The 14,091-nt window shown below is 34.1% G+C and carries 11 protein-coding genes, 1 other RNA gene and 1 pseudogene; 5 read left to right on the top strand and 8 right to left on the bottom strand.

The window, feature by feature from the left end; translation table 11 throughout:
• Positions 1-121 precede the first annotated feature (121 nt).
• The 5 genes from B1B04_RS10430 to B1B04_RS10410 form a co-directional block, all read right to left on the bottom strand.
• The gene (locus B1B04_RS10430; RefSeq protein ID WP_079561407.1) at positions 122-508 is read right to left on the bottom strand and encodes a hypothetical protein; all 387 of its coding nucleotides are present in this window, start codon (positions 506-508) and stop codon (positions 122-124) included.
• Positions 509-742: 234 nt separating this feature from the next.
• Positions 743-2,191, bottom strand: coding sequence for a hypothetical protein (locus tag B1B04_RS10425; RefSeq protein ID WP_079561406.1), 1,449 nt, complete (start codon positions 2,189-2,191; stop codon positions 743-745).
• A 288-nt stretch (positions 2,192-2,479) separates the two neighbouring features.
• On the bottom strand, positions 2,480-3,361 hold the full coding sequence (locus tag B1B04_RS10420) for a site-specific integrase (protein ID WP_079561405.1): 882 nt from the start codon (positions 3,359-3,361) through the stop codon (positions 2,480-2,482).
• Positions 3,362-3,501: 140 nt separating this feature from the next.
• Complete coding sequence (locus B1B04_RS10415; RefSeq protein WP_139376966.1) at positions 3,502-5,373, bottom strand: Z1 domain-containing protein; 1,872 nt, start codon at positions 5,371-5,373, stop codon at positions 3,502-3,504.
• Entirely contained in the window at positions 5,310-5,600 is a 291-nt protein-coding gene (locus B1B04_RS10410; protein WP_079561403.1) for a DEAD/DEAH box helicase family protein, read from the bottom strand. The genes B1B04_RS10415 and B1B04_RS10410 overlap by 64 nt, the downstream gene beginning before the upstream one ends.
• Positions 5,601-5,804: 204 nt before the next feature.
• Between B1B04_RS10410 and B1B04_RS10405 the strand changes: the two are divergent.
• The 5 genes and pseudogenes from B1B04_RS10405 to B1B04_RS10385 all read left to right on the top strand — a co-directional run bounded on the left by B1B04_RS10405 (position 5,805) and on the right by B1B04_RS10385 (position 12,037).
• Positions 5,805-6,276 (top strand): annotated as a pseudogene (locus B1B04_RS10405) (GNAT family N-acetyltransferase).
• A gap of 920 nt (positions 6,277-7,196) precedes the next feature.
• Entirely contained in the window at positions 7,197-7,403 is a 207-nt protein-coding gene (locus B1B04_RS10400; protein ID WP_079561402.1) for a hypothetical protein, read from the top strand.
• Positions 7,404-7,906: 503 nt separating this feature from the next.
• The gene (locus tag B1B04_RS10395; RefSeq protein WP_079561401.1) at positions 7,907-8,737 is read left to right on the top strand and encodes an abortive infection family protein; all 831 of its coding nucleotides are present in this window, start codon (positions 7,907-7,909) and stop codon (positions 8,735-8,737) included.
• Between the two features lie 806 nt (positions 8,738-9,543).
• Positions 9,544-10,740 (top strand): tyrosine-type recombinase/integrase, encoded by a 1,197-nt coding sequence (locus tag B1B04_RS10390; protein WP_079561400.1) that lies wholly within the window; start codon positions 9,544-9,546, stop codon positions 10,738-10,740.
• 124 nt (positions 10,741-10,864) lie between these two features.
• Positions 10,865-12,037, top strand: a complete 1,173-nt coding sequence (locus B1B04_RS10385) for a site-specific integrase (protein ID WP_079561399.1) — start codon at positions 10,865-10,867, stop codon at positions 12,035-12,037.
• 152 nt (positions 12,038-12,189) lie between these two features.
• Here B1B04_RS10385 and ssrA read toward each other — a convergent pair.
• The 3 genes from ssrA to smpB form a co-directional block, all read right to left on the bottom strand.
• Positions 12,190-12,545: a transfer-messenger RNA gene (gene ssrA / locus B1B04_RS10380) on the bottom strand.
• A gap of 186 nt (positions 12,546-12,731) precedes the next feature.
• The gene (locus B1B04_RS10375; RefSeq protein ID WP_079561398.1) at positions 12,732-13,460 is read right to left on the bottom strand and encodes a hypothetical protein; all 729 of its coding nucleotides are present in this window, start codon (positions 13,458-13,460) and stop codon (positions 12,732-12,734) included.
• Between the two features lie 164 nt (positions 13,461-13,624).
• Positions 13,625-14,089, bottom strand: a complete 465-nt coding sequence (gene smpB, locus B1B04_RS10370) for an SsrA-binding protein SmpB (protein WP_079561397.1) — start codon at positions 14,087-14,089, stop codon at positions 13,625-13,627.
• Between the last annotated feature and the right edge of the window lie 2 nt (positions 14,090-14,091).

The following is a 14,091-nucleotide window of genomic DNA, read 5'->3' as shown; positions in this document are numbered from 1 at the left end:
ACTTAGTCTCCTATAGCTTTGTAGAAGAAGCGGTTGTTAAATCGTTTGGTTATATATATCCCATCTTTCATAATCTAGAACGAAATGATTAAGTATAAAAGGCACTTTCGGTATCAGTCATTTAATATGTATCCCAACCTAAATATAGATTTAAAGCGGACCTTATAACCTTTAAATTCTCTCTATCCATTCCATAAATTGTTTTAGCAAATGCATAGCCACCTGTATTGCCATTATAAAGTTGAAATCCGAATTCGATAAGAGCAATTTCAGTAGTTGCATAATCTCTCATATATTCTTCCCACCTAGAGAAATTAATGTTTCCTACTGGATCAATACATTCACAAAATACACTTCCTTTCCCTGTCGCTGAAACTAAATAAGCATATACACCATACTCGACGTTTTCCTCCAAATATCTAAATCCCATTCGATTAATGATTTTCTTTGCATCCTTTGAATGTTCCTCTGACTTGAAATACACGCCACTTTTCATAACCTCACTCATTCTATATGCTCCCTTGTTCTAATCTCTACAGAACCTAATTTTACTGTTCTATAATTTTACGCAGTCATTATCTTCTTTAGAAAGATAGATTTTCAAGAGGTTAGCAATCTTTTTTTAAATTTATTTATATGCCCCTAACTTTAATAGGATTTTTGCTGTGCAATACATATGGTAATGCGAAAAGTGCGGATTTTATAATGCAATAAATACCAAAAAGCAACTAAATTTAGCTGCTTATGCTGCTAAATAATGATTATAAACATACAATGTCTTCAAGCCTCGCCCACGCTTCGTTTCATATTGCAATTCTCCACTCTCCTTAAGTTTCTTTAATAAGCCTTCTAAAGTTCGAGTTTTAATTCCTGTTAGTTGTACTAATTCCGAAACATTACTATTAATAGACCCTCTTTCTTGGAAAAACAACCGTAGCTTATGTTCATTCCCTAGTCTATGCTTGCCGGTAGGTTGGTAAGTGGAGACACGGACAATATTACAGCGAAGACCTGTAACGATTTCAACATAATCTGAGTGAAAAGACTTATATCGCAAGGAATATGCGTGGCGAATACATTTTGTTAGTTCATTCTTTGTAAATTTATGATCAAAGCCATTTTGAACATTGTAATACCATTTAGAGTGCATATAATCCATACACTCTTGTTCAGATTTATGCAAGGTTTTAAAAACTAATGCTAGGGTAAATGCGGCATTATTTCTATAGCCCGTTACCTCACCGTTATAAAGAGCACTAATTGCTGGATGATCTAAAAGATTGCTCATACTAATCGAACTGCTCTCTCCCTCCATTTCACGACGTTTATCCCGTTCATTTAATAAATATCGAAAATCTTCAATTGAATGAATTCGATTATTATAAAAACGTATTTCTCGGTTAGTTTTCTTTGAATTTACAGGCAAAGAAAATAAGTGGTTAGCGGTAAAACAGGAAGTATCTACAATTCCCTCTAATTTCAATAACATTTCTTTCAAAATTTGCTCATACAAATGAACACTTAAAGGTTTACCAGACATACTTTCAATTAAAATAGCACCCGCGTAATTACCATCTGTTTTCGTATCCCAAATAATTGATAGCTCTACTCCTAATTTATCTTTCACAAAGTAAAAAACCTCTTCTTTGGTCATTACTATTTTTTTTGCTAATAAATCGAAATCAAATACGATTGCAGACATTAATGAAAGGTTTTCTTTTATATATGAACGGTTATCGTAAAAGAGTGCGGGTGTAAAACAGTCATTTTTTTTAACCTCCTTCAATAAATTGTCGATAGTTGATACATATTTCTTATTTGTTTGATCAATCACGCCTTGCTTATCTCTTGGAAATAGAAAAGCATAGAGCGATTTCTTTTTTTGTTTTTCAGATTTGTGATAATCAAAGTAATCTCTATATAGTAATTTCATAGCTTTTACTTGAGTAATACTTTTCCCTAATCTTTTGCGGTGAGGCTCTAAACTTTTAGAATTTTTATAATGCGCAATAAGATTTCTGTGATATAGTGTCTCCTTTACTTCCAACTTCTCAACACTAATCGCTTGATATGTATTGAGCTTAATTTCTATCGGAGATAAAAATACCCTTTCGGTTTCAGAGCTCATATCTCGAATATAAGCAGTCACTTCCAACCCTAATTCATTTTCGATTTGTTCTATATTTTTCATTGCTTTCCTCCAAAAAAATAATCGAAGTACTTATATTCTTTTTGAGAGAAATTTTTCAAGGGCTATGAGGAGACTAATGAATAAATGAGAGATTTTTTAACAAAAAAAAAGAAAATCACTTTAGTTAAACTAAGTGATTTTCTTAAAAGATTTTGTAATTCTATCAAATCCCGAACACGTCTCTTGCTTAATATAACGATACAAAATGGCTTTTCTTACCCCTGTTAACTGAATTCTTTTATATTACATTCCTACGTATTCTTATCAACAATGAGGTTAATCTAATTTTTAAAGATACTTATCTATTGTTGTATTATTCACTTCAAGATAATGTTCATTGATTGTTTGAAGTGATTTATGTCCGCTTTGCTTTGCAATAGTAGCAAGATCCGCACCAGCTTCGTGCATTGCACTTATCTGTGTTTTTCTTAACGTGTATGGTGCGAATCCTAACCATTTTTTTATAGATTCTCGATAGGCTACATCCGAAATTTTCACACTCGTATATTGCTGATAACGGTTCACCCTGCCGACTAAATAATCTTCACTCATTAAATTAAATGCAGCTATGTATTCTTTAATTACTAGCGCACATTGTAATGTTAACCTTTTTATTTTCCACACTTTTTGTTTTTGTATATAAACACTAACTTCCCGCTTCTCTAAATTTATATGCTTCAGTTGAACAGTAATCATTTCACTTGGCCGACTGGCAGTAACTAAATTAAATAAACAAATAGCTTTTGCACGCACATCTAATTTTTCAATCAGATGCATTATTTCTTCTTTAGGTTGTGCGGATTGCCCTCTCATTAGCTTTTGATCACGATATTCTTCATTGTCATACATTTGACGAATCAGTTGGATTCTCTTTAGTTGATCATTTGTCAATGTATGATTTAGCTCATTTAATAAGTAATATGTAATACCAGCGGCCCGCCGATTAAATGTGCTAAGCTTCAACAGATCTTTTGTCACTGTTCTATACAAATATTTCTCTAACGATTCAAATGAAGGCTCCCTATTCTCTTTCATACAATATTTCAAAAATCGATTATAATCACCTTTATACATTTCCTTTGTTTTCTTCTCTTGCTGCAAAATCGCAAAATCGACTTCACGATTCTCCATAATATTTTTTAATTCTAAAACTTTAGATACCGCTTCCATAAAAACACTCCTAAATTATAATTTTCTAGCTTATGAAAAGGAAGTTTTTCATAAGTTGAACTATCTTTTTATTAATTTTAAAATTTGATAATCCTTCAAAAAAACTCAATAACCTTTTTATAGGCTATCGAGTTTCAAAATTATTTTAGAGAGACTAAATCATATTCGAGGTTTTGGGGTAGCGTCAGAATCGGCCAGAAAAATGGGCAATCGTTAAAACCATTTTCAACTGAACCATTTTGATGAAGTAGCGTTAGAACTGGATAATTGATTCCTATTTTCTTAGCTATAGCATAATCACCATTGACCCCACTATCAGGAGCGCTATCAAATTTACCATCCCTACGAATAGCTTTTCGGTCACGATTGTATCTCACATAAAGATGAACTTTATCTTTCCCCTGTTTCTTCATCATTAACAAAACAAATAGGCACTGCTCAAATGTATTTATTTCCCGTCCATCTAAAGCTACAAGTGTTGAGTAACTTTTCTCAATCAGTTCAATAGCTTCTGCGGTATTAACTGTAATAAACGGATATTTTCCTTCTAATAACTCCGTAGTATAACAATGTTCTAAACTAGTAATATATTGATTTAGTTCTTCCATAACTCCCTTCACAACCTCCTCATCACTTGAAGTTGTAAAATGTGTCGGTAAAAGTCTTGAATATGGTTTCATTTTTATTTGAGTCCCTTCAATCTTTTGTTTAGCCCCGAATCTAATTCCTTTCGGCGGAGCGGGCAAAACATTTACAATTCTTTTTGCATACTCTGATTTTTGAGCCAATTGCTGCGCTGCTTCCATAATTTCAAGATTGTCACGGATTTTTTCTTCTAATTCACAAATTTGAATCCAATTTTCTACAGTAGATTCTAAAGCATATACCCTCGTAACATTTAAATCTTCTTTAGACCTTGCTCCGAATATTCGGAGTTGCTGTAACGCGCTGTCCATTGAAGGTACTTTTGTTGGTCGTCCGAATACAAAGGAAATAAGTTTATTGAATGTCACCCCACGATCTATTGCATACGCTCCTATGAAAATAGAAAATGGCACAGGATTTTTTATATTCCCCTCAGAATCAGTTGGGATTTGGCCGTGATAATCACTGTTCATAATATTTATTTTAGTTTGTTTAGCTAACCCTTCTATAAATGGTTCTAGTAAAGTTTCAAGGAGCGGTATGTCAACACTCTCACTACTTGTTGCTTGTAAATTCCCATAGCATTCTTCTATTAACAACATAATACTTGCATCTTGTTGTTTCATTTTGAGAAGAATGATTTCAATTAGTTTCATTAACAGTCTTTTTTGCCTGTTATGTCCGTCTTTCTGAGTATCAATATGCACTAGCATCGAATAATGAATAGGATTCTTACTATTAGATTGTTTGTTTCTAATTAGTCCGCCTAAAATAAAATTAATTAACGCTTTAGTCAACATTGGAAACTGGTGAATATAATTTCTATATTGATCTGTTTTTTGATCCAGCACCTTATCAAATTCCTCTTGCTGCACATAGTTTTCTCGAATAGACTTAGCTGTTTTTTCTTGAGAGATGAAAAGAAATTCTCCACCAAAATAGTTTTTATGTGCAGGTAAAAGAATGGTCGAACTCGGTCTAATCATCCAATTACGTGAAAGATAAAGCACATAGGGGGTTGCTGTTACAGATAAGTAATTAGCCCGCGGCAATAAATTTCGTAACTTTAAAATTTCACCACAAATTCTCCTATAACTATCTTCGGAATTCTTTCCCATTTTATATCCCACGCTAGCAAAGTCACTTTCGTCATCTATAATTAACGACTTTTGTGTACGAATTTTAGGATGATCGATAATCATCTTTTGAAGCTTCTCAAAATCCTTTTCGTGTTTTTTCAATATAAAAATACTAGTCCGCTCAATTTCATAGTCTGTAAGATTCTTAAAATCATCCTTGATATTTAACACATCGATGGAATTTTCATCATCTTCAAAAAATTCAAAACACGCTTTTCTGTCTGCCACGCTAAACTTAGTGAGCTCTTTGTAATAATAAAGATTTTTTTATATCCTTCATCTATCATTTTTGCAACTAAAGCTAAGTAAGCTCCTGTCTTCCCACTTTGTACATATCCTTGTAGCAAAACTGATCTCTTGCCTGAATTGATTACCTTCAAAAATATTTCATTAATAATTGGATCTAATTCTTTTAAATATGGATACTTTTCCAAAGCCCCTCTATATAACTCCAAATTTACCTCCAAATACTTCTTTATTTCGAAAATTCTATATATTATATCAGAACATATGTTTCGTCTTTGCAAGTTTATTTTTATTACTCACTCTTTCAAGTAGGCTGATTTCAAAAAGATTATTGCTATTCAACTAACGGACCAGTTTAGTGATTTGATGATAAAATATACTACTTATCTTTATTTAGAGAGGTATATGGGGAAATGAATATTAAGAAATTTGAGGAAGCTGATATTGAAGACATTATTTCTTTGTTCTACGAAACAGTTCATTCAGTTAATTAAAAGATTATTCACAAACAGAATTAGATGCTTGGGCACCAAAGGAAGAAAAAAAATCAAAGATAGATGCTTGGAAGATTTTATTAGGTCAGAACATATCTTTTGTCGCAAAATTAATGATAAAGTAGTAGGCTTTAGTGATATGACGCATAGCGGGCACCTAAATAGACTGTATATTCATAAAGATTATCAAGGTCAAGGTCAAGGTATAGCTACGGCTTTAGTTGATAAGCTAGAAGACGAAGCGGAAAAATTAAACCTATTTAAAATCGATACAGATGCAAGTATTACAGCTAAGCAATTTTTTGAACATAGAGATTACAATACTATTTGTTCAAAAACTGTTAAACGAGAGAGTGTTAAATTAACTAATTTCAAAATGATAAAAAAATAGAATCTTAATTTTGTGTGCTTCTTTAACTGGGCATTGATCAAAAATCATTGAGTTACATAAGCAGCTCTTTTTTCTTTCTTGAACTAACGATACAGTTAGTTCAAGATACGGATTGTTACGTAGGTTTAGTTATGTAGATGGAATATGTAGATGACACAAGAAAAGGAGGTAAGTTTTAAGTGAAAGAATTTAGAGACTTGATTTCAACAAGAAAACCTGGAGATACAGATTTTGATATAAAATCAGGCTTCTTCATACTACTGTAACTTATTGTTCCTAATTCTTACCGTTTCTTTGTATTAGCAAAAATAAAACGCTCGCAACCTGTTGTCATTTTGCCGTAGTGAACAGTATGGACTTTCACTTTTGTTCCCCAAACCTAGGCTTCTTCATATTACTGTAACTTATTGTTCCCAATTCTTACCATTTCTTTGTATTAGCAAAAATAAAACGTTCGCAACCTGTTGTCATTTTGCCGTAGCAAAGCCTAACTTGTTGTCATTTTGCCGTAGTAGTGAAGCACAACTTGTTGTCATTTTGCCGTAGTAAAGCACAACTTGTTGTCATTTTACCGTAGTAGTAAAGCACAACTTGTTGTCATTTTGCCGTAGTAGTAAAGCACAACTTGTTGTCATTTTGCCGTAGTAGTAAAGCACAACTTGTTGTCATTTTGCCGTAGTAAAAAGCTTGGACGTTCAAGCACAAGAAAACGTTTCAAAAATCGAGCTGTGCGACGGGGAGTACAGTTTTAACAGTTATAAAATAGTTGTGCAAAAAAGAGAACCCCCTCAGAGCCTCGAAAATGGCTTCTGACAGGTTCTTTGTTGATATAGAGCATAAAACTTGGTATAATTAGGTATTCTTATATTGAACTATTCTCCCGTATGTGGGTTCGATTCCTGCTCGTAGCAGTAGGTCTAATGGTTGCATATGTATTTGGATTTTTTGGTCTTGTGATACAAGATTGGAATGGGGAGATGTCTATGGAAACTAATTTATTGACGAAGCTAAAAGAATTACCGACAATGCTTTCTCTTGCCTCTGTAGTTTTTTCGAATGCACTAATTAGCTTAGCTGCCGGACTGGTACTCTTCGAGAGACAGTTGAATATAAGAATAGGAAATTAACCCTTCGAGATGCTAAAAAAGCTTCTCAGAGGGTTTTTTAGCATCTGTAACATAAGAACCCATCGAAGCCTCGCAAACGGCTTCTGATCAGGTTCTTTGTAGTTTGGATACCGTTTAATTACCTTTCAGTGCTTCTACATAACTACTGTATGTATTCCCGAAATTTTCCGCATTCCCTTTATATTCTTTTAGTTAGCGTAATACATTTTCTCTATTTTGCTCAAAGACGCGAGTTTTCGATAAAACTTAAACAAAAATGTATCCAAATCCAGAAGCCGTAGCAGCTCCCCCTATAGAAGTCTATTTAGAGGGGGGATTCAATTCATATATTCAGCGACCAATCGTAGATCACTATCCCGACAGCTAGGGTATTTGAGCAATGCTATTTTCGAAAAAACTATTGCTATTCAACTAACGGTGCAGGATAGTGGAAGAGTATCAGTGATAATAAAATTTCGAATATAAATCAATAGGTTATATATGTAAATATCAAGAAAGGAAGATTGAAAATTAAAAATAAAACAATAAAAATTATGGCAGAGACTATTGCAGGAGATAATGAAAAATCCATTTATCGTTCGGGCCCTAAGCTTGTTGATTTTTTTAATGACCTTGGATTTGATGATACATATGGACCTGGATTTCCCACAAGATGGGTGTTTGCTGAAGCAAAAATAAAAGAAATTATTAATCAAGACAGGCTTCTAGAGTTTATTAATTACAGTTTAAGTGCTGAGCATTACCTTGAAGTTCAATCGCAATTTGACGTTGATGAAATTATCGAGTATTGGAATTCGTATCTTGAACTAGACGACATCAAGATTATTCGTAACGGCAATAAGTTTTCTTTAGATGGTCTAATATCATCGAAGGTTATTGTAAAAGAAAAACAATTAGAAATCCTATCTACTGAGTTTTTGAAAGAACAAATAGATAAATGTGAAAAGAAGTTATTTGAAAAAGATTTTGATGGTGCCATTACAAATGCACGAGCTTTAGTTGAAGAAGTGTTACTAGAAATTGAAGAACGTTTAACTGGTCAACGTGAAAAAAATGGTGGAGAGATGTCTGCTCTATACAATCGAATTAAGAAATTAATTAATTTTGATCCAGGACAAGATGGTTTGAATGAATCCCTAAAACAAATTCTCCAAGGATTAAATAGCATTGTTTTAGGAATTGGTAAACTCAGAACCAAAGCAAGTGATTCACACGCAAGAGAATATAAACCTACTGAACACCACGCTCGATTGGCTGTAAATTCTGCAATGACATTTACCTCTTTTATTATTGAATCATATTCTTATCAACAAAACAAAAAAATTAAAGGCTGATTAAGATTATTTGGCCATAAAAAAAAGCGAGCATAACCATTAGGAAATGCTCGCTGCTCTTTTATTGATGTATGATAAATTACATAATTTGAAAAAAAAAAGCCCAAAGGCTTATATCTTCGAGAATAGCTGAACGTCGTACCCGACCACCCACAGGGTCTCTGAAAGAGCGTATCGGTACCAGCGGATTAGTTAACTAATCCTCCCTCCACCATCTCTTCTGTTTAGAATATAACATAGGATTGTAGCAGAATCAAACAAATTCTTCTTCTTTTGCGCTATTGATTATATCGTTAATTGCAGTTCTATAAATATATCTTAGTCTTTTTATGTTTGTCTTTTTCCGATTTATCAGGGTGACCGTCTTCTATGTTTTTGAAGTAATCCTTCTCTATTTGCCAGAGCTCCATAGTAAGTTCACAACCTGTTGTCATTTTCCCGCAGGAAGAACTGTACCTGAATCTTCAAATTCCGCAAATTATCACCAGAAATCATAACTACTCGAGAAATTTTATATCACTAAGGGGTTTACTGATAGAGGATTATTGGAAGATCAGAAAACAAAGGCTATAAAGTAAGACGTAACTTTCATTACGGTCCTAATTGCCTTTTTCTCTGCAGCAGCCATCTCATAATATACGAAGAAGATTTTTATCCAATTATCCTCTCTTTTAAACTCATATCTTCTAATTAAAATAACTTTTTTGTGTTTCAAATAAAAAACACTCCTTGAATCTTGGTTTTTTAGTAAAAGAGGAAATATAATCTCTTCAAATAATTAAAACAGCACGAATAGGAGTATCAAAATGATAAAAATAAAATGTACTTTCAAAAAAAATGGGGAAATCAATTATTGGTTTCGTTATTATGCAGGACTTATAGATTTAAAACATACAACTTTTAGAGGTTTTAAGACAGAAGACGAAGCAATGGAGGCTATAATTTTTTTAAATAAACATAAAAGAAATGGCACACTAACAAAGGATGTTTTGAAATCAGTATCCAATAGGGGAATTAACAGTCAGTCATTTGAACATTTCGCTAATCTTTGGTTACAAGAATATAGAAATACAGTTGAATCAAGTACATTTCGAAAAACTAAGGGTCTCGTTAAAAATCATTTACTCCCTTATTTCGGGAACAAGGCCATTAAATCGATTGATGTGGATACCTGTCAAATATTCTTCAATCAGTTGCTTTCTGAATTTCCTAGTCTCGATGAGACAAAATCATATGCTAAAAATATCTTTGAATTTGCCGTTGGTAGAAATGCGCTTAGTAAAAATCCAATGAAATTCGTACTCAAGCCAAAATACAAAAAGGAAATAGTCCAAGGAGAGGAGGACTGTTTTAAGGGTAATTTTTATACAATAAACGAACTTCATAAGTTTTTAAAATGCGCAAGAGATATAAAAGTAGCAAACTCTGAAATGAAGTTTACATTTTTTTATCTGCTTAGCTTTACGGGAATGCGGAAAGGTGAGGCCTATGCATTACAATGGAGTGATATAAATTTTGAAGAAAATAAAATTTATATTACTAAAGCACTTTCTTATTCCTCAGAGGAGAAATTATATGTTAAAAAACCCAAAAATAGAAAGTCTCGTTATATTATTATCGATGATGAGACCGCCGAAATTTTAAAGGAATGGCACCAGGAACAAAAGGCTATTCTAGTCAAACGCGGACAAAAGCAGTTTAACCGAACTCAATTAGTATTTATGAATAAATTTAATAAACATATTAATCCGTCTAGATCTAATGATTGGATTAAGAAAATCCAATCTACATTTGGGTTAAAACTAATTACGACTCACGGTCTTCGTCATTCTCATTGTTCTCATTGCTTTGAATCAGGGATGAAGATTCGTGATGTTATGAATAGACTTGGACATATCAATGTTCATACTACTATGAATGTCTACGATTGGGTTACAACTGAATCTAAGGAAGAAGCAGTTAAAAAATTCGCTGAATACAAAAACAAACATCTCGCTGCATAGCTCTAAACAGCCTTCGAAAATAACCCGAAGGCTGTTTTTTCTTTTCTTATTGAAATACTAATTGAGTATCTAATATAATTACTCACATCTCCCATATGCCCCAACAGCATTAACGGAGGAAAATATGACTGAGATTAAAAGTTATAAATTAAAAAATGGCACTATACGCTATCAGTTTCAAATCTACCTTGGTACTGATTCATTAACGGGAAATGAAAAAAGAACAACAAAGCGCGGTTTTAAAACTGCAAAGGAAGCTGAAATTGAGCTAAAACGTTTGCAATATCAAATTGCTAACGGGGAGATTGACTTTGCTCCAAAGAAGATAGAGGACAAATTTTTTGAAGAAATCTATGAAGATTGGTTAATGCAATACCAAAATACTGTCCAATTAAGTACCTTAGGAAAAACTAAAAGTATTTTTAAAAATCACATCTTACCTACATTTAGATCTTTGAAGATCCGCTTTATAACAGTAGATTTTTGTCAAAAATTCGCTAATACTCTACCTAAAAAACTTAAAAAATTTAAGGACGTATTAAATTACACTTCATTAGTTCTGGAATATGCAAAAAAACGTGATTACATTGAAAAAAATCCAATGGAATATATTGATCGACCAAAACCATTGAAGAAAATAAATGAAAATGTAGAGGAAGAATTTTTAGAAGGCAATTATTACTCAGCAGAAGAGTTGACTAATTTCTTAGAAGCGCTAAAAAAAGAGCCTATTATGAAATTTACATTCTTTAATACGTTAGCACATACAGGAATGCGAAAAGGTGAGGCATTTGCTTTGAAATGGAAAGATATCGATTTTGAAAACAGCTGTATTCGTATAAATAAAGCTCTTTCTTATTGCCCTACAAACGGTTTGTATATAAAAGAAACCAAGAATGGGAAACCCAGGGCGGTTCTTATTGATAAAGATACCCTTTCTTTTTTAGAACAGTGGAAAAAGGAGCAACGAATTTTATTAAAAGAACAAAATTTAAAAGCTCTTAATGATACAAATCAGTTAGTTTTCAGCAATACGCTTAATGCATACGTATACCCTTCCAAAACAAATCAATGGATTAAAAGTATACAGCGCCGACATAATCTTAGACAAATTACGACTCACGGTTTACGTCACACTCACTGTACACTACTTTTAGAAGCGGGTGTTACACCTAGAGAAGTAATGGAACGGCTTGGACATATGGATTTAGAAATAACTTTAAAAATCTATGCGCACGTTACAGCAGAAGCAAAATCACGAGCTGCAGAAAAGTATATACAATATCTACAGAAATAAGCTAAGGATTTGACTACGTTTTTGACTACGGTTTTGACTACGGTTTTGACTACGGATTAATCGACCTAAATGCACCTGATAAACTTTGGGCAAAATAAAAAACCCTTGATATCAAGGGTTTTGAGCATCATATGTATTCATATGATAACTATGTATGGAGACGGCGGGAGTCGAACCCGCGTCCAGAAACTCCAATACTTCAGCTTCTACGCGTGTAGTTTGCCTATTTACGATTCACGTAGCATTATGCCGACAAACAGGCGTCCCGTACGCTAACCTGGAAATCTCTTGTCGGTGACTCAGGTGGCACCATCGACCGTATCCCACTAAAGTTGGGCCCTACGTTCTCTACATGGGCGATAGAGAGGCAGAGCGCTTAAGAGCTTACGCTGCGAAAGCTAAGTTTTGTTGTTTGCCAGTTATTATATAACTTCCGTTGATGACGGAGCCGAGACCTCCGACGCGCGACCAAAGCTTGAACCATCCCTGTCGAATCCGTAACGTCCCCTTGAATATGAATCGAAGCACGTAGCTTCGTTCAAGCAAAGGAGCTAGAATTTCTTCTAGTACGGTGGGAGCTAAAAGTACGCTTCCATGTAATCTGGCATTCAGTAATACTTATTATAAAGCAAATCTATCTATAGTTCAAGTGTCCCGCATAGTAGAAATAATTGGCTAGACCACAATGATTTTCTTATTTCATCACCTTAAATTTTAAGTCTCTTAATCGTAAAATGAGCTTTCCTAATTTAGATTCTGTAAGATAGCCGTAATAGACTTCTACCTCTTGTCCGCCAAAGCCGAGCTTGAATTCGTTAATTTCGTCCTTGTTCGTTACTGCGCCGAAATCATAGTGTGCGTATCCTTTGCTGCGGAACATCATGATATTTTCCCATAGTAAATAGCGGTTGGCGAAGCGGATTTGTTGCTTTAGATCTGGTCTATCCTTGATCCAGACCGCCGTACCTGTATATAAATTAAAAACGATATCTTCGTCGGCAATGTACAGTCGATAGCATAGTGCTTCACCTTTGTCGTTTTGAAGCTTTGTATAGACGAGTGCGCCTTTTTCGCGCAGTAACTTTAACGTGTGTAGATGAAATTTTCGAACGCGAGCAGTGTTTTTTATTTTGGCGAAGGCGTTGTAAAATTGCTGGAATTCTCCTAGCTCTTGATCGGATGGATTTTCTTTTATGATGGCTTCGTAAGGCTCTTTTTTTGCGCGGCGAAGCATATAGCGATTCATTTTGGAGAGATTCGCTAATAGGATTTCTTCATCTTGCTGTAGCATGATTTGCATTGTCTTTTGGGTTTGGAGTGATTGTGCTGGTCGCTTTGTTTGGTGGTAGCAAACTAGCTTTTTTCTTTCGCTGACATTGTTACGTTCCTCGGCAAAATAAATGTGCTCTATGTTCATAAACATAAATTTTCGTCCTATTGTAAGAATGCGGATTCCCTCCTATTATATGCGGTAGTTCTTTATTATATTTTTTACTCAATATCTTTTAGAACCTTTCTTAGAATTCTATCTGCCCAAATACAAAAAGCTCACTATGTAAATATAGTGAGCTCTCTAACAATCTATGACTATTGATTTTTAGATTTGAAGGCGCGTTCCATATCGCGTTTCGCTTCTTTTTTGCGCATGTCATTACGTTTGTCGTAATCTTTTTTACCTTTGCCGACACCGATTAATAGTTTGGCATAGCCGTCTTTAATGTACATTTTTAACGGAACAATTGTGTAGCCGTCACGTTTTACAGCACCGACTAGCTCGCCGATTTGCTTTTTATGAAGCAGTAATTTGCGGGCGCGTAGTGGGTCGTGGTTAAAGCGGTTGCCTTGTTCGAATGAACTGACATGCATATTGTTGATCCATGCTTCACCGCTGCGAATTTGTACATAAGATTCTTTTAGTTGAACCCTTCCTGCACGGATGGATTTAATTTCTGTGCCTGTAAGCACCATACCCGCTTCGATTGTCTCTTCAATGAAGTAATCGTGCCCAGCTTTTTTGTTTTGTGCTAATACTTTCCCAGTACCTTTTGCCATAA

Source organism: Lysinibacillus sp. KCTC 33748, from assembly GCF_002237755.1.
In the GTDB taxonomy this organism is placed as follows: Bacteria; Bacillota; Bacilli; order Bacillales_A; family Planococcaceae; genus Lysinibacillus.
Note: the sequence above shows the minus strand (reverse complement) of the source record. Positions and strands in the feature narration are given on the sequence as shown.